This is a genomic window from Ruegeria sp. HKCCA5491, from assembly GCF_013034565.1.
In the GTDB taxonomy this organism is placed as follows: domain Bacteria; phylum Pseudomonadota; class Alphaproteobacteria; order Rhodobacterales; family Rhodobacteraceae; genus Ruegeria.
Window position 1 is genome coordinate 251,557 of the sequence record NZ_WQGG01000001.1, and the last position, 19,284, is coordinate 270,840.

General features: G+C 56.4%; 17 protein-coding genes. 7 read left to right on the forward strand and 10 right to left on the reverse strand.

The window, feature by feature from the left end; translation table 11 throughout:
- From GOV88_RS01210 to GOV88_RS01230, 5 genes are all read left to right on the forward strand, one after another.
- Complete coding sequence (locus GOV88_RS01210; protein ID WP_171239288.1) at positions 1 to 1,089, forward strand: ABC transporter ATP-binding protein; 1,089 nt, start codon at positions 1 to 3, stop codon at positions 1,087 to 1,089.
- Between the two features lie 316 nt (positions 1,090 to 1,405).
- On the forward strand, positions 1,406 to 2,530 hold the full coding sequence (locus GOV88_RS01215) for an extracellular solute-binding protein (RefSeq protein WP_171123318.1): 1,125 nt from the start codon (positions 1,406 to 1,408) through the stop codon (positions 2,528 to 2,530).
- 118 nt (positions 2,531 to 2,648) lie between these two features.
- Positions 2,649 to 3,761 carry an ABC transporter ATP-binding protein gene (locus tag GOV88_RS01220; protein ID WP_171125113.1) on the forward strand — a complete coding sequence of 371 codons (1,113 nt, stop codon included), beginning with the start codon at positions 2,649 to 2,651 and terminating at the stop codon, positions 3,759 to 3,761.
- Between the two features lie 12 nt (positions 3,762 to 3,773).
- Positions 3,774 to 4,694 (forward strand): ABC transporter permease, encoded by a 921-nt coding sequence (locus tag GOV88_RS01225; RefSeq protein WP_171125111.1) that lies wholly within the window; start codon positions 3,774 to 3,776, stop codon positions 4,692 to 4,694.
- Complete coding sequence (locus tag GOV88_RS01230; protein ID WP_171123311.1) at positions 4,691 to 5,950, forward strand: ABC transporter permease; 1,260 nt, start codon at positions 4,691 to 4,693, stop codon at positions 5,948 to 5,950. Before GOV88_RS01225 ends, GOV88_RS01230 begins: the two co-directional genes overlap by 4 nt.
- A gap of 38 nt (positions 5,951 to 5,988) precedes the next feature.
- Here the strand turns inward: GOV88_RS01230 and GOV88_RS01235 are convergent, their stop codons facing one another.
- The 10 genes from GOV88_RS01235 to GOV88_RS01280 form a co-directional block, all read right to left on the reverse strand.
- A complete protein-coding gene (locus GOV88_RS01235) occupies positions 5,989 to 7,908 on the reverse strand; it encodes a beta-galactosidase (protein ID WP_171239289.1) in 1,920 nt (639 codons plus the stop codon).
- Entirely contained in the window at positions 7,905 to 8,765 is an 861-nt protein-coding gene (locus GOV88_RS01240) for an SMP-30/gluconolactonase/LRE family protein (protein WP_171239290.1), read from the reverse strand. The genes GOV88_RS01235 and GOV88_RS01240 overlap by 4 nt, the downstream gene beginning before the upstream one ends.
- Positions 8,762 to 9,367, reverse strand: coding sequence for a 2-dehydro-3-deoxy-6-phosphogalactonate aldolase (locus tag GOV88_RS01245; protein WP_171125103.1), 606 nt, complete (start codon positions 9,365 to 9,367; stop codon positions 8,762 to 8,764). Before GOV88_RS01245 ends, GOV88_RS01240 begins: the two co-directional genes overlap by 4 nt.
- Positions 9,364 to 10,257, reverse strand: a complete 894-nt coding sequence (locus tag GOV88_RS01250) for a 2-dehydro-3-deoxygalactonokinase (RefSeq protein ID WP_171239291.1) — start codon at positions 10,255 to 10,257, stop codon at positions 9,364 to 9,366. Before GOV88_RS01250 ends, GOV88_RS01245 begins: the two co-directional genes overlap by 4 nt.
- A 4-nt stretch (positions 10,258 to 10,261) precedes the next feature.
- On the reverse strand, positions 10,262 to 11,029 hold the full coding sequence (locus tag GOV88_RS01255; protein ID WP_171239292.1) for an SDR family NAD(P)-dependent oxidoreductase: 768 nt from the start codon (positions 11,027 to 11,029) through the stop codon (positions 10,262 to 10,264).
- On the reverse strand, positions 11,029 to 12,738 hold the full coding sequence (locus GOV88_RS01260; RefSeq protein ID WP_171239293.1) for an IlvD/Edd family dehydratase: 1,710 nt from the start codon (positions 12,736 to 12,738) through the stop codon (positions 11,029 to 11,031). Before GOV88_RS01260 ends, GOV88_RS01255 begins: the two co-directional genes overlap by 1 nt.
- A 13-nt stretch (positions 12,739 to 12,751) precedes the next feature.
- Positions 12,752 to 14,092 (reverse strand): alpha-glucosidase/alpha-galactosidase, encoded by a 1,341-nt coding sequence (locus tag GOV88_RS01265; RefSeq protein WP_171239294.1) that lies wholly within the window; start codon positions 14,090 to 14,092, stop codon positions 12,752 to 12,754.
- Between the two features lie 22 nt (positions 14,093 to 14,114).
- Positions 14,115 to 14,963 (reverse strand): carbohydrate ABC transporter permease, encoded by an 849-nt coding sequence (locus tag GOV88_RS01270; protein ID WP_171123295.1) that lies wholly within the window; start codon positions 14,961 to 14,963, stop codon positions 14,115 to 14,117.
- 1 nt (position 14,964) lies between these two features.
- Positions 14,965 to 15,888 carry a carbohydrate ABC transporter permease gene (locus GOV88_RS01275; RefSeq protein ID WP_171125093.1) on the reverse strand — a complete coding sequence of 308 codons (924 nt, stop codon included), beginning with the start codon at positions 15,886 to 15,888 and terminating at the stop codon, positions 14,965 to 14,967.
- Positions 15,889 to 15,982: 94 nt separating this feature from the next.
- Positions 15,983 to 17,242, reverse strand: a complete 1,260-nt coding sequence (locus GOV88_RS01280) for an ABC transporter substrate-binding protein (RefSeq protein ID WP_171239295.1) — start codon at positions 17,240 to 17,242, stop codon at positions 15,983 to 15,985.
- A gap of 139 nt (positions 17,243 to 17,381) precedes the next feature.
- On the opposite strand from GOV88_RS01280, the gene GOV88_RS01285 reads away from it, so the two are divergent.
- Together GOV88_RS01285 and GOV88_RS01290 are read left to right on the forward strand one after the other, a co-directional pair.
- Positions 17,382 to 18,188, forward strand: coding sequence for an IclR family transcriptional regulator (locus tag GOV88_RS01285; protein ID WP_171125208.1), 807 nt, complete (start codon positions 17,382 to 17,384; stop codon positions 18,186 to 18,188).
- The gene (locus GOV88_RS01290; protein WP_171125089.1) at positions 18,185 to 19,243 is read left to right on the forward strand and encodes an ABC transporter ATP-binding protein; all 1,059 of its coding nucleotides are present in this window, start codon (positions 18,185 to 18,187) and stop codon (positions 19,241 to 19,243) included. The genes GOV88_RS01285 and GOV88_RS01290 overlap by 4 nt, the downstream gene beginning before the upstream one ends.
- The last annotated feature ends 41 nt before the right edge of the window (positions 19,244 to 19,284 follow it).

Below are 19,284 nucleotides of genomic sequence, written 5' to 3' on the forward strand. Positions count from 1 at the left end.
ATGTCAGAACTCAATCTCACGGATGTCGCAAAGACCTATGGCGCTGTTGATGTCCTGAAGGATATTAATCTCGACATCGAGCGCGGCGAGTTGATTGTTTTCGTAGGACCGTCTGGATGCGGCAAGTCCACCTTGTTGCGCATGATTGCGGGGCTGGAGAAAATCTCGGGCGGAACGCTCGAGATCGAAGGTCAGGTCATGAACGATGTGCCGCCGGCACAACGTGGTATTGCGATGGTGTTCCAAAGCTATGCCCTCTATCCCCATATGACCGTGCGCGAGAATATGGCCTTTGCCCTCAAGATCGCGAAACTGCCAGCCGACGAAGTCAATGCCGCCGTCGAGCGCGCCGCGCGAATTCTTCAGCTTGAACCGTTTTTGGATCGTTTGCCCAAGGCGCTGTCGGGTGGGCAGCGTCAGCGGGTCGCCATCGGCCGGGCCATTGTGCGTGACCCCAAGGTTTATTTGTTTGACGAACCGCTTTCCAACCTTGATGCGGCCTTACGCGTGGCGACGCGGATCGAAATTGCGCGTCTGAAAGAGGCGATGCCCGACAGTACGATGATCTATGTGACGCATGATCAGGTCGAAGCGATGACGCTTGCCAGCCGGATCGTGGTTTTGGCCAACAAGGGTATTGCTCAGGTCGGCACTCCGTTGGAACTGTATGAGACCCCGGACAACGAATTTGTCGCACAGTTTATTGGTTCGCCCTCGATGAACCTGCTGCCGGGGGTTATTGCACAAACGGGCGAAACAACTGTTGTCGAGTTGGAGGCTGGGGGAACCATCACCAGCAGTATTGCGACCGAAGCCGGGGATCAGGGCAAACATGTGAATGTTGGTATCCGGCCCGAGGATTTTGTTCCAAGCGACACGGATGCCGCCTTTCAGGGGGTGGTGGATTTCACCGAAGCCTTGGGAGAGGTCACTTTGCTGTATTTCGAAAACCGTACAGGGGCCGAGTCCGTAATTGCAAAATTGCAAGGCATTCAGCGCAACATGCGGGGGCAGATCGTCGCCCTTTCAGCCGATCCTGACAAGGTGCATCTTTTCCACAATGGTACAACCATGCGGAAAAAGCCCTGATATCTTTACCTGTTATAGAATCGCACCTGCGAACGGAGCGCGGTTCAATCCCGTTCAAGCAGTCACCAGAACCGTCGTCGCCAAAATAAGTGGCAAACACGCGGTGCGCCCATTTTGGGGGCGCATCACGCTATTTTAGTTAATCTGCATCAGCCCCTTTGTTTCATTGCGATACACCACATGTGAGAGGCACATCGTTTTCAAACTGGACTTATGAAAACTGGGAACTGTCACTTTTGGACTGACAGCCGGATCGCAAAGGTCTAGCCTGTATCCACAAAAACAAAAAAACGGATCTACAACGGGAGATATGACGATGACTAAACACCAAAACCTGTCCCGTCGGACGGTACTGAAAGGTGCGGGCGCGGCGGCGCTGGCGGCACCTCTTTACAGCAAAAGCGCGCTTGCCTCATCGGGTGAGATCAACATTCTGATGTGGTCTGACTACCTGCCGCCCAGTTTCCTGGAAGAGTTTGAAACTCTGACCGGGATCAAGGTGAACTATACCGGTATCGGGTCGAACGAAGAAATCATCAACAAGATGAAGGCGACCAAAGGTCAGGGCTTTGACATTGTCTCGCCCACCAACAACCGGTCCCTGCAGTGGGAGCCACTGGAGCTGTTGCAGCCCTTTGACATGAACAAGGTGCCGATTGATCTGGTAAACCCGGCGATGGCTGCGATAGGCACGGATGCCTGGAACTTTGCGGACAGCGGCGTTCATTGGTTGCCGCATATCTGGGGCACCGAAGGGATCGCATATCGCACCGATCTGTGGCTGCCCGAAGGGGACGCGCCGTCCTATGGCGACGTCTGGTCCGAAGAAAACGCCGGCAAGACCATGGGCCGCGCACACTCCATGATGTTGGGTGCGGGTCTGTATATGGAGCGCGCTGGCGAGATGGAGCCGGGTTCTGTCTGGGCGGCCTATGGTGACGAAGACACCATGCGTAAAGTCTGGGGTCAGATCACCGACTGGTGTGTTGAGCGTAAGAACCGGATCAAATTGATCTGGAATGACGCGGATACCCAGAAAAATGGTCTGCTGAACGAAGGCGTTGTGGTTGGTCAAACTTGGGATGGTCCACCGCTGGCGCTGAAATCGGCGGGTGAGCCGGTGCACTATCAGGCTCCGGTCGAAGGTGCGATGGCTTGGGTTGACGGGATGGCAATGCCGACCGGTGCGACCAATATCGAACAGGTTTACGCCTTTATCGACTTTGCGTACCAGGCAAAACCGGCCGGTGTCGCGATTGACAGCCATGGCTATAACTCGCCTGTTCTGGGTGCCGATCAGTATTCCGGCGACACCTACAAGAAGAACTTTGCGGAAGCATATCCGGGCGACTCCTTGGCCAATCTGAACCCATGGCCGGCCGAGGCCCCATGGTACGCGGAAACCCGGACCGAGTTCGTCAACAAGTTCAAAAGCGCCTGATCGCGATGAACCCATACCCTTCGCCACCTGGCGAAGGGTAATCAAACCGCGCACAGTCAAGGTGCAGCGGACGCTAATTGGGTGCGCATAGCAAACGCACCAGACGGAGATACCAAAAATGAGTGCTGGGGTCGGTGTAGATCTTGAGAACCTTTGGATCCGCTTCGGTGACTTCGTCGCCGTTAGGGATGCCAATGTGAATATCAACGGTGGCGATTTCTTTTCGTTCCTCGGGCCGTCTGGTTGTGGCAAAACGACGATTTTGCGCGCCGTGTCGGGCTTTCTGGACCCAAGCGAAGGCAAGGTCCTGATCGGTGGCAACGACATGCAGGGCATCGGGCCGAACAAACGCCCAACCGCACTGATCTTTCAGAACCTTGCGCTGTTTCCCTTGATGAAGGTCTGGGAGAACATAACATTTTCGATGGAGATAAAAGGCGCTAGCGCTGCTCAACGCCGCAAGCGTGCGGACGAGTTGCTAGACATGATCGCTCTGCCCGGTCAGGGCGACAAGCTACCCAGCGAATTGTCAGGTGGACAACGTCAGCGTGTGGCGATTGCGCGCGCGTTGTGCGCCGAACCTGATGTTTTGTTGTTGGACGAACCCCTTTCGGCGCTTGATCTCAAACTGCGTCAACACATGCGGACGGAACTGCGAGAGATTCAGCAACGGGTCGGTATCACGTTTATCTATATTACTCACGATCAGGGCGAAGCTCTGACCATGTCGGACAACATTGCTGTCATGCGGGCTGGAGTGATTGACCAGATCGCTGACGGTAAGACGATTTACAACGATCCTAACACGGCATTTGCAGCTTCGTTTGTCGGTGAAAACAATGTGTTCCGAGGAAAGATCAAACAGATCATGGGGGCCGAGGCCCTGATCGCCACTAACCGTTCTGGAGATCTGGTGGCGCGGATATCCTCCGCCAATCAAGGCAAGATGAAAGAAGGCGATGAGGCGATGATGTTCATTCGCCCCGAGGCTTTTGCCATTGCGGCCGAAGGTGCATCTGGCAACCATTTCGTGACGGCGCGGGTCAATCACGAAGAGTTCGAGGGCAACGTGTTCAACATCTTCACTGAAGGTGAAGGCGGCAAAGAGATCAAAGTGTCGATCCCGAACCACGGACAGTCCTTCCAAGACCACACCGGACAGAACATCACGCTGGAATACGAAACCCACAACGCGGTTCTTGTCCCGGCGGGTGAACTGGCTGCGGAATAGAGGGTCGGACACATGCCCAAGTTCCTCAAGGAGTTTTTCAATCGCAACGGCACCGGGATGGGGCTGGCGATATTGGGGCTGGTCCTGTTCTGGACCATCGGCCTGATTATCCTGCCTCAATTGTCGATGCTCGACTTTTCGTTCCGCCCGAACCTGCCACCGCCGGAAATTGGCGGACCAAAGGACGTCTATACGCTCGAAAACTATAAATACCTGATTTACGGCCCCGAAGGGGGTTCTCAGGACTACAACTCGGTCGATCTCAGGGTGTTCTTCAGAACGCTGCTCGCGGCGGTTTGCGTGACTATATTCAACCTGATTATCTGCTATCCGATCGCATACTATCTGGGGCAATCCAAAGGCAGCCACATCCGCATTTTCGCGATTATGCTGATCATCCCTTACTGGATCAACGAAATCCTGCGCGCCTTCGCATTGCGGATCATCTTTGGTGAGACCGGAGTTCTGAACACCTTGTTCATGGGGCTGGGGATCTGGGATACTCCCTTTGATTTTATCCGCAATGACATCGCGCTCTATGCGGGTCTCGGATATGCCTACATCCTGTTGATGATCTTCCCGATCTACAACGTGATCGAAAGCCTTGATCACAACCAGATCGAGGCGGCGCGCGATCTGGGCGCGCCTTGGTGGAGGATTCACTGGCGCGTGGTTATTCCCTACGCCAAGCCGGGTATCAGTTCGGGCTGCACGATGGTCTTCATGCTATCCGCCGGTGCCCTTGCAGCGCCGCAGATTCTGGGCGGCCCGTCCAGCCTGTGGTTCACGCAACTGATCTATCAGCAGTTCAATGACAACAATGACTGGCCGCAAGGTGCCGCCTACGCGATCGTTCTGCTTGTGACCTGTATCTTGTTCGTTCTGGCGGTCATGCGTCTGTTCAAGGTGAACATGGGGGATATCGGGAAATGAACCTCTCTTTCCTTCGCGTAAGCATCTGGGTCTACCTGGCCCTTTTCTTCCTCTACCTGCTTGGTCCGCTTGTGATCATGTCGGTTACCGCGTTCAATTCCTCGGCTTTCCCGCGGATGACTCCGTGGGAGTGTCTGACCTTTCAGTGGTTCGGGGATCTGTTTCAGGACCAGCGTATCCTGAACGGGATCAAGAACTCGCTGATCATCGGTGCAGGAACGGTCGTTCTGTCGGTGGCGATGGGGCTGGCGGGTGCGCTGATGCTGACTCAGATATGGCCCAAGCTGCGTGCGACCTACTACACGATCATCATTGCCCCGATCCTGATACCGGGCGTGGTTCTGGGTATCTCGACGCTTGTATTCTGGGACCGGATCAATCGGATGCTGGGGCTGGGCGCAGATAGCGTTTTGTCAAACGGGGTTTTCCTGACAGTGATCGGTCAGTCCACCTTTATCGCAAGCTACTGCATGCTGGTTCTGGTGGCGCGATTACAACGCTATGACATGGCGTTAACCGAGGCCGCTCTGGACCTTGGTGCGACCCATGCACAGGCGTTTCGCAAGATCCTGCTGCCGTTCATGCGGCCCGCGATCGCATCGGCGGCTGTGCTGGCATTCCTTGCATCGTTCGAGAACTACAATACGACCACCTTTACCTTTGGCGAATACCCGACACTGACGATCGAACTGGCGCAGAAGGTACGCTATGGCATCACGCCGTCGATCTCGGCCCTGGCCTTTATCATCGTGGCGCTGACCGTGTTCTTTGCCCTTTTGAACGAGGCCAAGTTGAAGCGTCAGGAACTGGTTGCAGCCGCGCGCAAGAATGCCACGGTCGAGGAACTGGCGGGGAAAATCAAACTGCCCAGCTTCTTTGCAGGCAACATGGCCGCCGTGCTTCTGGTCGTGTTTGCCGTCGCCACGATTACCGTGGTCGGCACCGCAACCGCGTACAACCCGGCCCAGTGCATTGCCAATGTCAAAGAGGAAAAACGTTTGGAAGCCGAACAGCGTATCCAAGAGCTGCGCAAGCAGCGCGAGGAACAGCGCAAGAAGCGCGAAGCTGAAGAGGCCGAACAAGGCGATGCGGGGCAATCTGCGCCGAAACCTTCAAACAACAGCGGCTTTGGCAATGTGTTCGCACCGAACACGTTGGGCAGCGGCGAAGAAGAAAGCCAGGATACCGAAACGCCACCGGCAAACAACGGTGGTTTCGGGGGCGTATTCGACCCAAACAGCCTGAAATCTGAATAACTGAAAAGCCTGACAAAGGCCGCCTGCGCCCGAAGAGATTACCCCTCTTCGGGCGTATGTTTTGCCAATATGGCCACGTCGCACGCGTTGATCTTTGTACCGTTCCATTCCACCGGTACTGCGTTGTAGTTGATCAGGAATGTATGGCCCTTGGTGTCTCGCCGACGAAGGCCGCCGGGCATTGGGTGCAGCGCCAATCCCACCTGTTGCGAGGCCATTTTGATCACGCGATCCCACAGCGCCTCATCGGGGAAGCCCGCCAGATACCAAAACCCGTTTTCGCCTTTCAGGGCAGAAGTGCCGTCCTCAAAGGTCAGCAGATCGGGCGCTGATCCAGACAAGCGGTCAACCCAGTGCTGGGCGGCACCAACACCCTCGACTTTGCGTGTTACTGATGGGGGCAGGGTCTCAACCAGATCAACCTCACAGGCCAAACCCGACAAGCCAGGGCGCCCCGTACTGGGGATTTGGAAATCCGGCGTGATTGCCCCCGTGCGCGGGCCGAGGACAGCCAGAGCACATCCCTTGCTCAGGCGCATCTCAAGGTCGTTGTCCACACTGGCCAGACCCGGCGCAAGGATCACTTTGTAAGTGTTCTCGGGGACGTTGTCCGCGGATAGGAAATCGACGGAAAGCCCGGCCCGCCGCAGGGCGCGGTAGGCCGAAAACACCAGGCGGAAGTAATCGAATCCAGCGCCTTGTGGTTGGGTTGCCCACGCCCAGTCAGACGCATAGTCGAAAAGGATAGCAACATCGGCCTTGCTGTGTTGGACGTCGCCTAGTTGGGACAACACACCCCAAGTTTGCCGCGCTTCGGACAAGCCCGGTGCAGGTTTGTTGTTCGACGTCAACAACCCTGCGTGCATCTGTTCTTGGGCAAACGGAGCCTGCCGCCACCGAAAATAACTGACCACTTCGGCGCCATGAGCCACCGCTTCAAGCGACCAAAGCCGCACCATCCCCGGCAGGGGAGCCGGATTGTACGGAGCCCAGTTCACCGGCCCCGGTTGCTGTTCCATGACCCACCAGCGCTCGCGCCCGACCGCGCGATAAAGGTCGTGATGAAACGCCTGCATGTCGGGATCACCCTGCTGCAGAAAGGCGGTTTTGTGCGCCTCATCAGCCTCAAGCCTGTCTGACAGGAACCCGATGGGATAGCTGTCCCATGTGGCGATATCTAGATCTGCCCCGACTTTGAAGTGATCAAACTCCAGTGTGCGCCCCATGTAGTTGTGCAATAGGGGCGCGTTTGTCAGAGGGCGCAGAGCGTCGACTTGCGCCTTGTTAAATTCTACCACCTGATCAGAACTGAACCGACGAAAGGCCAGAACATGCGCTGGGTTTGGTTCTGTCACGGTCTGATTTGGCAGGTCGATCTGATCGAACCCATCGTATTCCATCGACCAGAACACATTACCCCAGGCAGAGTTCAACGCATCAATGGTGCCGTATTGGTCCTCAAGCCAGCTTTGAAAGGCGCGCAGGGCAGGGTCGCTGTAGCTGAGTGTCGTGTCGTGGCAGCCGTATTCATTGTCGATCTGCCAAGCGGCGACATGGGGATTGGCCCCGTAACGCTCGCCCATGATCTGGGCAATACGTGCGCATTCCGCGACATAGCCTTTGTGACTGAAACAATAATGTCGGCGCGATCCGAATTTTCTCGGCTGCCCTTGCGCGTCAATCGCCAGCATGTTGGGGTGTTTTTCCTGCATCCATCTTGGTGGCGTCGCAGTTGGTGTTCCCATCACGATCTTAAGCCCGGCCGACCCGAGTGTTTCAACAGCCCGGTCCAACCAGTCAAATTGCAGGTCACCTGCGGTCGGTTCCAGTCGGCTCCAGGCAAACTCACCGATCCGAACCCAGCTCAGTCCGGTTTCGATCATCTGTCGGGCGTCGTCTGCCCACATTTCCTCGGGCCAATGCTCGGGATAGTAACAAACGCCAAGTTCTGGCTTCATAGGATGACTCTGTGTTCTGGTTGCCCTTTGCCGGCATCAAAAGCGGCAAAGGTCATTCCGTTCGAGGGGTGTTGTGAGAGGGTGGTTTGATCCAAACCCTCCCGCGCGGTTGTGCAATAGAGTGTAGTCAGCTCTGCGCCGCCAAATGCCGGGCATGAGACATGTGCAGCGGGAAAGGTCACCGCTTTGAGGAACTGCCCATCAGCGTCATACGCCGCCACCCGGTGTGCGCCCCATTGCGCGATCCAGATATTCCCTTCCGTATCCACAACTGCGCCATCGGGGTTCAAACCGTCCACCCGCAGATCGAGGAAAACCGTGCTTTTGCCCTCGGGCCATCCGGTTTCGGTGTTTAGTGCCCAACGCATAACTTGTTTGGTCACTGTGTTGGTGTAGTACGCGCAGGACCGGTCCGGTGCGAAACAAATGGCATTCGAGATCGTGATATTGGGAACAAGCTGTCGCAATTCACCTTGCCAATAGCGATAGATCGCGCCTGCACCGTGCTCGGCGCTTTTACCCATCGTGCCAATCCAGAACCCGCCCCAAGGGTCGGCGCGGCCATCGTTTGATCGCGTGACAGGGTTGTCAGCCTCCAACGGCATGACAAGGTCTTTCGTGTTACTTGACAGATCGAAACGCCACAGCCCGGTTTCGGACGCAATCAGTAAGGTGTTCTCATCCACCCATCCCGCGGCCGAAACATGTTCCGGAAATTCCCAGCTAAGTTGTTCGCCGTCTACTTGCGACATCATGCGTTTGTTGATGATGTCGAACCAGAAAAGCTGATGCCTTTCGGGGTGCCATAACGGTCCTTCGCCCAATTCGCAGGGGCGATTGTCAAAGACCGGGCTCATCCGGCGGCCGTGTCATAAGCTGATACGATCCGCTGCGCTCGGTCGGCGACCTCTTGCACCGACAGACCCGGCTTGAACAGCGCAGAGCCTATGCCGAAACCGTCAGAACCGGCCTTTATCCATTCGGCAAAGTTCTCAGGGCCGGCACCGCCCACAGCAAAGATCAGCGATCCCGCAGGCAGGACCGGACGCAATGCCGCCAGGCCAGAGGGCCCCGCCATTACACCGGGAAACAGTTTCAACCCCGTCGCCCCCGCCTTGAGCGCGGTGAAGGCTTCGGTTGGAGAATAAACTCCGGGCCAGCTCTGCATGCCCAGTTCAACCGTGCGATGGATGACTTCGGGGTCGCAGTTTGGCGATACGACAAGCTTTCCGCCAACGCGGGCCGCATCGTTTACTTGCTGGGGTGTCAGAACGGTTCCCGCTCCGATCAATGCCTGATCGCCAAACTTCTCAACCAGAATTGAGATACTGTCTAACGGGTCGGGTGAATTCAGCGGAACTTCGATCCGGTCAATGCCTGCTTCGATCAGGGCATGTCCGATTTCGGCTGCTTCGGTGGGTTGCAGTCCACGAAGGATGGCAATGATAGGGCGGCTCATACAGTTTGCCTCGTCAGCATGCGGGCTTGAAACAGACCCGCCAATGTGGATTGGGTTGCGTTAACAGTCTCAACAAGAGCGCCTTGTTGCTTGAGGGCGCTTGCATAGACATTTGCGATACCTTCGGCGCCAATGATTGCGATTTGCTGACCCAACCAGTAAGGGCGTGTCGCCGCAAGTTCCGCGCCAATCAGAAACCCGGAAAGATGTGCCCGCGCGACACCAGGATCTTCACCGCGCAATAAATCAGCGGCCCGCAAACCAAACAACCGTGCTGCAAGCTGTTCCGGTTTCGACAAGGTGTCCGCGACCGCTTCGGCAAAGGCGACGTCGTCCCAGCCTTCGCTGACCGAATGTCTTAGAACCGATTGTCCGCGCAAAAGCTCAAACAATTCACCGGTCATGAACGTCCGGAAACTGACGACCTCATCGGCACTGATCTGCACCCACTTGGTATGCGTCCCCGGCAGGCATAGGACGCCGTCCCAGTTTTGGCGGCCAGCTAAAAATCCGGCGATCTGGGTTTCTTCGCCGCGCATGACATCTGGCGGAGCGTTTTGTTTCAACCCCGGCACAACAAACGTCCGAATTCGTGGATCCGTGTTGGGCACGCGGATTGGGGCCGACGGAAGAGGGGCAACAGGAACAGTGGAATAGGGGGCCTCGACCCAGCCTTGCCTTGCCCCGACCATACCGCACGCGACAACGTCGGTTGTCGTGCCGCCCAGCCAGTCTTCGATCAGGTCCAACAGTGCCGACTGAAATTCGGTTTTACTCAGACGACCCATGCCTTTGTCGGATTCGGCTTGATCCAGAATCTTTTCACCCTGCATTGCCCAAACTCGTAGATGAGAGGTTCCCCAGTCTGCCGCGATCCATTCAGCGCTCATTGCATTACCCCGTCACCACCACGCCACCGTCGACAACCATGCATTGTCCCGTCATCGCCCGGCTGGCCCGCGAGGCCAGAAACAAGGTTGGTTCGATCATGTCTTCTGGCGTCAGGTGCTCCTTGAGGCATTGCCGGTCCAAATGCGCGGCCAGATCCTCGGGCGTTGCCCACATATCCAACTGCTTTTGCGTCAGCACCCAGCCGGGCGCCAGGGCGTTTACCCGGATATTCTGCGGCCCAAGCTCACGCGCCAGCGACCGGGTCATCCCGGTAATCCCGGCGTTTGAGGTTGTGTAAATTGGATAACCGGCGTTGCCCATCATGTAGCTGATCGAACTGAAATTGATGATCGACCCGCCGGTGCCCTGCATCTGCCGAGCGGCTTCCTGACAGGCAAAGTAATATGCTTTCAGGTTCACCTCGATCATCCAGTCCCAGAATTCGGGTGTGGTTTCTTCGAGAGAGTGGCGCTTGTCGTTCGCGGCGTTGTTCACCAACACGTTGATTGGGCCGTATTCCTCGGCCGCCTTGTTCATCGTCGCGTGCAGCAACCCGGTATCCGTCATGTCGCCCTGCATGAACAAGGGGGCTCGGCCATGTTTGTTGCGCATCTGTTCGACAAATTCGCTGGCGTCAGACCGGCCGATAAAGGCAACGTTTGCGCCCTGCGCCATAAACCCGTCGGTCAGCGACGCGCCAACACCCGATCCGCCACCGGTGATGTAGACTGTGGCCTCGTTCAGGTCGTGAAATGTGGCTGGTTGATCCATCAATGGCTCTCTCTGGTAACTAGGCGGGTGTCTTTGCCGACTAGGAAATCAAGGTCCGCGCCCTGATCGGCCTGCAAGACGTGATCAATGTAAAGTTTCGCGTATCCACGGGAGTAGTGCGGTTCGTCCGGTTGCCATGCTGCGCGGCGTGCGTCCAGCTCGGTTTGGTCAACCAAAAGTTCCAGCTCGCCCTTGCTGGCGGATACACGGATGCGGTCGCCAGTTTTGACCAGCGCCAGCGTGCCACCCGCCTGTGCTTCGGGGCTTACATGCAGAATGACGGTGCCGAAAGCCGTTCCGGACATGCGCGCGTCCGAGATACGGATCATGTCGCGCACGCCGTCTTTCACCAGTTTGGCCGGGATCGGCATGTTGCCCACCTCGGGCATCCCCGGATACCCCTTGGGTCCGCACCCCTTGAGGACTAGAATGGTGTCGGGTGTGACGGGCAGGTCTTCGCGGTCAATATTGGCTTTCAGATCTTCGATGCTTTCAAATACATAGGCTTCAGCCTCGGTCTCAAGCAATTCATCTGTTGCGGCCGAGGGTTTCACGATCGCCCCGTTGGGCGCCAGATTGCCACGCAGTACGCGCAGACCCGCTGCAGGTTTCACGGGATCATCAAAGCCGCGGATCACATCGCGGTTAAAACATTCAGCCCCTTCGTAATGGGCCGAGATATCCTTGTTCAGCACGGTTTTCGCGGGTCGTAGGAAGGGTTTCAATTCGTTCAAAACTACCGGAACACCGCCTGCATAGCAGAAGTCTTCCATCAAGTATTGGCCCGAGGGCATGCAGTTCACCAACAGGGGAATGTCTGACCCGATCTCAAAATCCTTCAGCGTCAGGTCCACTCCGACCCGACCGGCCAGGGCCAGAAGGTGCACGACCGCATTGGTCGATCCGCCGACCGCCGCGTTGGTCAGGATGGCATTTTCAAATGCTTCCTTTGTCAGGATGTCAGATGGTTTCAGGTCTTCGTCCACCATCTCGACAATCCGTTTGCCGGTCAGATGCGCCAGCGCCATGCGCCGAGCGTCAACGGCGGGAAGGGCGGCGTTGGTAGGCAGGCTCATACCCATCGCCTCGACCAATGAAGCCATGGTTGAGGCCGTGCCCATCGTCATGCAGACACCCGCGCTGCGCGACATGCCGGATTCAGCGTTCATGAAATCCTGCAGGGTCATCTCTCCGGCGCGCACGGCTTCTGAGAACTTCCAGACATCCGTGCCCGAACCGATATCCTGCCCCCGATACTTGCCGTTCAGCATCGGGCCAGAGCTGACCACGATGGACGGCAGATCGACCGAGGCCGCACCCATCAACTGCCCCGGCGTTGTCTTGTCGCAGCCGCCCAGCAGGACGACACCGTCGATACCATAGGCCCGAATGGATTCCTCGACATCCATGGCTAGAAGGTTGCGAAACAGCATCGCGGTCGGCTTCATCTGTGTCTCGCCCAGCGACATGACCGGGAATTCGACGGGAAAGCCTCCGGCCTCCCACACGCCACGTTTGACGCCCTCGGCCAGATCACGCAGGCCCGAGTTGCATGGGGTCAATTCGGACCATGTGTTACAAATGCCAATGACCGGGCGGCCATCAAATGCGTGATCAGGGAAACCTTGGTTCTTCATCCACGAGCGGTGAATGAAGCCGTCCTTGTCCAGCTTTCCGTACCAATGTTCCGAGCGGCGTTTCTTGGTCATGAACTTTGCCCTTTCAAGCGGCTTTGGCGGGTTGGCACCAATCAGGCAGCCAATCGGCATGTGCTGTCAGAAGATCGCTGACCAGATTGCGGATCTGGCGCAAATCCAATTCGGCAGCTGTGTGCGGATCCATCATTGCAGCGTGGTAAATGAACTCTGGATTTTGTTCGACCAAAGCCCGTACGGTCAGTTCCTGTACGTTTATCTGAGTGCGCATCAGGGCAATCAGTTGCGGCGGTATATCCGTCACAACGGCAGGCTGAACACCATTGCTGTCTACAAGACAGGGTGTTTCAACGGCCGCGCCAAACGGCAATTGCGGAATCTGTCCAGTGTTGGGCAGGTTGCCATAAGCCACATAGGGTGTGTCCGTGACAATCGCGTTCATCAGATCGGCGGCAAACTCATGGCTACGCTTTACTTCGATGTTGCGGCCATCGGTAAGCGTTTTGGCCTGTTCCTTCCAATTGGCGACTTGTTCCTCGCAACGTGTCGGATACTCGTCCAATGGAATCCCGAACTGGTCAATCAGGTCATGCCGCCCCTCTTTAATGAACCAAGGGACATACTCGGCCAGATGCTCCGAGCTTTCGGTGCAGAAATAGCCCAAGTGATCCATCACTTCGTATCGCACCTTGTTCGGACACCGAGGCATCAACAACGGAGCTTTAGGAATCTGCCCGCCGGCATAGCCCTGACGAAGCGCCGGGTAGAGGTCGCGCCCTTCGTGTTCAAGCCGCAGGAAGAACGCGACGTGATTTACACCCGCGACCTTGTACCGGATTTCCTGTTTGGGCAGGTCCAGATCATGCGCCAGTTCCTCGATTGTGTTCTGGACCGAATGGCACAGACCCACGTGCTTTAATGCTGGGAATTGCTCGGCCAGCGCCCAGGTGTTGATGGCCATGGGGTTGACGTATTGCAGCAACGTTGCGTTGGGGCAAAGCTGCATCATGTCTTGCGCGACGCCCCAGAGAACAGGAACGGTCCGCAGACCACGCATTATGCCGCCAACGCCCAGTGTGTCGGCGATGGTTTGGCGCAGGCCGTATTGTTTTGGGATTTCGAAATCAGTAACCGTACAGGGGTTGTAACCGCCCACCTGAAACGCGGTGATCACAAAATCTGCGCCGTCAAGCGCCGCCCGTCGGTCTGTGTGCGTGGTGACCGTTGCGCCTGTCCCGACCGACCGGATCATGGCTTTGGCTACGGCTTCGCTTTCAGCCAACCTTTCTGGGTCTATGTCCATCAGCGCAAAGTGGCTGCCCGACAGGGACGGGGTAAGCAGCGCATCACCCACGATGTTCTGCATGAAAATCGTGGAGCCTGCTCCAACGAAAGCAATCTTGGTCATTTTGCAAACCTTTGGTTTGGCGTTATTTTACGGCACCGAGGGTCAGCCCCGCGATGAAATGCTTCTGCATGAGAAAGAACATGGCGACCGGCGGCAGCGCTGCCACGATCGAGCCCGCACTCATGAGCTGATAGGCGGCCCGGAATTGCGCGTTGAAACTGGTGATACCTGCAGTGACCGGCTGGCTTTCAGCGCCTTGGGTCAGGACGACGGCCCAGAAGTAATCGTTCCAGATGAAGGTAAAGATAAGCACGCTGAGTGCGGCAATCGCCGGTTTCATCAGCGGCAGGACGACGTACCAGAAGATGCGCCATTCGCTGATACCCTCGACCCGGGCCGCTTCGATCAACTCGAACGGAAGAGCGCGGATAAAGTTACGCATGAACAGTGTGCAAAAGCCCGTTTGGAACGCGATGTGAAACAGGACAAGTCCGGTTTTGGTGTTGTACAGACCCAGTTGCAGTGTCAGGTCGCGCACCGGAACCATCAGAATTTGGAACGGTACGAAATTACCCGCCACGAACATGAAGAAAATCCATAGGTTCGATCTGAACTTGTAGATCCCCAGCGCAAACCCGGTCATGCAACTAAGAGCGACAGCCCCGATCACCGTTGGGATTGTGATCAGGAACGAGTTCAGCAGATACCGCGGCATGTCCGAGTTGAAGAAGACTTGCCCATAGTTGAAGGCGCCCTCGAAGCTGGACGGCAGGCCCCAGTAGTTCGCATTGGTAAAGTCCGCAGCCGGTTTGACCGAGAACAGAGCAACAGCCAACAACGGCCCCAGCCACAACAGAAGGGCAAGCGGCAACATGGCCTGATACGAAATCTGCGCCGCGCGAGATTGCTTTTCGATAGGTTTGGGAAACATCTCAGTGCCCTCTCTCTTCGCGGTACATCGACCATAGGAAATAGGCGATGAAGCAGAGCATGATCAGGAACAGGATCACCGCGATGGCCGCGCCGTATCCCATGCGGAAACCATATTCGGACAACGCAACCTCGAACATGTAATAGGCCAACACGCGGGATGATCCGAACGGCCCCCCTTGGGTCATGATCGAGATCAGGTCGAAGGACCGCAGCGCGCCGATGATTGTCACGACAAAGGCAATGAATGTGGCAGGGCGCAGTTGCGGCAGGATGATGTGCCATAACATGCGCACACCTTTGGCGCCGTCCAGACGTCCGGCCTCGATCTGTTCGGGGTCCACTGCGTTCAGGCCCGTCAGATAAAGGATCATGCAATACGCCGTCTGCGGCCAGAGGCCCGCGAAGATGATACCGTAGGTGACGAAGCGCTCATCGCCCAGAACATTCAGGGGTTCGATGCCGAAGACGCCTAGAAATTCATTCAGCAGACCGAATGTCGGGTCATAGAACCATGTGAAAACCAGCCCGACAACGACCTGAGAAATCACGAAGGGAAAGAAAAACAGAGACTTGTACAGTCGGATGCCCCAAACCGTCTGGTTCAGGAAAAGAGCGATGAACAAACCCGCCGGGATAGCTGCCAGATAAAGGATAAGCCAGATCAGGTTGTTCTTTAGTGATACAAAGAAGGCATCCCGGTCGACCCATTCCCAATACAAGTCTTCGTAGTTGCGAAACCCGACATATTCGGCCGAGCCAAGCCCGTCCCATTCATAAAGTGACAAATTGAAGGACTGAAAGACCGGTATGATCACGTAGACCATGAAAAACAACAGGCCGGGGGCCAGAAACAGCCAGGGCGCAATGCGTTGTTGATTTCGGTGGAACCAGCTTTCTTGTTCCGGGGTGTCGACAGCGGACATGAGGTATCTCGGGTCTGGTGGGGTGAAGGCGGGCTGAAGCCCGCCCTACAATTGAGGGTGACGCAGGCCGGGCTTTCGCCCGGCCTATGCCGGATCAGTTGTCGTAGATACGCTCACGTGCGCGCTCGAGCTTGGCGAGTATCTTGTCCGCGTTGTCAGGTTTGACCATAAATTCCTGGAAACCTTCCATCGACACCTTGGCCATTTCCGCCGGAGCGTCGCGGTCCCAGAACTGGGCGACACCGCCGGGGCTGTTCGACGAAAGCATCTCGAAGCCTTGGTTCAGGAATTTGTCGTCATCGACCGAAGACTTGGCATTGACCGGAAGTTGACCAAGGTTCGAGCCGTTGTTGATTTCCGTCTGCTCATCAGCCGAAACAACGAACCGCAGGAACTCGCGCGCGGCTTCTTTGTTCGATGCGTTCGACGGGATGTGGAACGTATCGGTTGGTGCGTCTTCTGCCAGTTCAACATCGGGGTTGATGGCAACGAACTGGTAGAAGTCGAGTTGATCGTCGCTGAGGCCCGCCTCGCGCAGCGGCGCGACGGCAAAGTTACCCATCAAGTAGGCGGCCGCTTCACCATTGACCATGAAGGGCAGGGCTTCCTGCCAGCTATAGGTCTGGTGGTTGTCGATGAAGGCGCCCATATCAATCAGTTGCTTCCAGTTCGCGAAGGTCTGTTTGACGCGGTCGTCTTCCCAGCTCACCTCGCCATTGGCCAGTTGCTGGTGGAAGTCGAAGCCGTTGGTGCGCATGTTCAGATAGTCGAACCAGCCGCCAGCGGTCCAAAGGAACTTGGTGCCGATCGTATAGCAGGCGCGGCCTGAATCGACGATTTTCTGGCAGTTTGCCAGTTCTTCTTCCCAAGTGGTCGGCTCGGACAGGCCCAGCTCATCAAAGATGTCTTTGCGGTAGTAAACACCCCACTGATAGTAGGTATAGGGCACGCCCCACTGCTTGCCGTCGATGGTCATTGCACCCTTGGTCGATGCGAGGTTTTCAGCGATCTCAGGCTCGGCCCACAGGTCGGACACATCTTCGAACAGGCCGGCTTCGACATAGGGTTTCATACGGTTGGCAGCGTACCACGTCGCGACATCTGGCGTGTCGGCGGTTAGAAAGTTCCGAATTTGGGTCTTGTATGCCTCGCGGTCGATAACCGTGGTCTCGATTTCCAGACCGGGATGTTGTTCCGCGAAACGGTCGATCATCGCTTCCATCGTCGCGCGCGGCGCAGGGTTGGACGTATCAAGAAAGATTCGCAGCTCACCAGTCAGTTCGGCATAGGCTGGAACAGCGAGTGCAACGCTCATGGCCAGCGCAGCCGTCGTGCGCTTGTAAATGGAATGCATAGTTTCCTCCCTTAGCTTCCATTTGGTTCCAAATATTGAAACCGAGTTTTATATATTGAAAACTACACATCGAATCGGTTAGCCTTGTCAAGACCCTCGTGCGGATGCCGATGGATCAATGGGAGGAGAAAGAACGCTCGTGGCAGGTGACGGAACAATAGGCAAAGCATGTGACGTGCTGGATCAGGTCGCTGCGTTTCAGCGCCCTGTTAGATTTGCAGAGCTGCTGGATAGCAGTGAATTTCCCAAGGCAACCTTATATCGGTTCCTGCAATCCCTGACCAATCAGGGTATGTTGTCATACGACCCGGACCGGCAAACCTATATGCCGGGATTGCGTCTGGTCCGGTTGGCCCATTCGGCATGGACACAAAGCTCGCTTGCGCCAATCGCGCGACCCTTTTTGGATGCTCTAAGCCGCGAGACGGGTGAAACCGTGCATCTGGCCCAGATGGATGCCGGTCAGGTGCTGTATGTTGATAAACGAAATGCAACGCAGCCGATCGAGATGTATTCACAAGCTGGAAAGGTCGGCCCCGCTTATTGCACAGGTGTCGGCAAGGCGATGATGGCGTATCTTGCAAGCGATGCATTGGATGATGCGGTCTCACAGCAAAGCTATCATAGGTTCACGGAAAAAACCTTGGCATCCGAAGATGCATTGCGGGCCGACCTCGATCTAATACGCGAGCGCGGGTATGCGATTGACGACGAAGAACACGAGCCCGGAATCATTTGCGTCGCTTGCCCAATTCTGACGGCAAGCGGACGGATGTTGGGGGCAATCTCGGTGACGGGAAGCACCGAGCGCATGAATTTCAACCAACTGGAAACATGGGTACCCCGAGTTCGCCGCGTGGCCGAACAAATAGGTGCCGAAGTACAAGCGTGGCGGTTCCCAGAAGCCGGCCCAAACACCGATAGCGACAGGAAGCAAGCGACATGACGGGTGTAACTCTGAACCAGGCGATTAAACGCTACGGCGAAACGCAGGTTATTCACGGTATTGATCTGCAAATCGAAGATGGTGAGTTTTGTGTATTTGTCGGGCCTTCGGGATGCGGCAAGTCCACGCTGCTTCGGATGATTGCGGGGCTTGAGGAAACGTCCGAAGGGCAAATTCACATTGGTTCGCGGGACGTGACGCATATGGACCCGGCCAAGCGGGGCGTTGCAATGGTCTTTCAGACCTATGCCTTGTACCCCCACATGACAGTTGCCGAGAATATGGGGTTCGGGCTGCGCATGAATGGCGTCGCGAAATCCGAGATCGATCAGAAAGTGAAAGAGGCCTCGGGCATCCTGAAACTGGATCAGTATCTCAAGCGTAAGCCCAAGGCCCTTTCGGGCGGTCAGCGTCAGCGGGTCGCCATTGGCCGAGCGATTGTCCGTGGGCCCGAGGTCTTTTTGTTTGATGAACCTTTGTCCAATCTGGACGCAGAACTGCGCGTTGAGATGCGTGTTGAAATTGCGCGCCTTCACAACGAGATTGGCGCGACGATGATCTACGTGACCCATGACCAGGTCGAGGCCATGACCATGGCTGACAAGATTGTGGTCCTGCGCGACGGACGGATCGAGCAGGTCGGCGCGCCAATGGACTTGTACCGCGATCCGGATAACCGCTTTGTCGCCGGATTCATCGGCTCCCCGGCCATGAACTTTCTGGAATGTGATTTCAAGGACGGCAAGATTCTGCATCCCGCGTTGGCTGAGCCACTAGAGATGAGTGTGGCTGTGCCTCAAGGTATGACCAAGGTCACTCTGGGCATTCGGCCCGAGCATATCGAAGTTGATCGGTCGGGTGATACCTGCACGGTCGACCTGACAGAAGCATTGGGCGGTGTGAGCTATTCGTATCTGTTGACCCCGAATGGCGACAAACTGATCGTCGAAGAACGCGAAGATCAGCGCAGCAAACAGGGCGAACGGATCGGCATAAAAGTTCGCCCGGAACGTGCCATGTTGTTTGAACCCGAAGCGGGGGGAAGACTCCGGTAATATACATATTGTCGGGTCCAACGAAGAAACGCGCCGGGGCA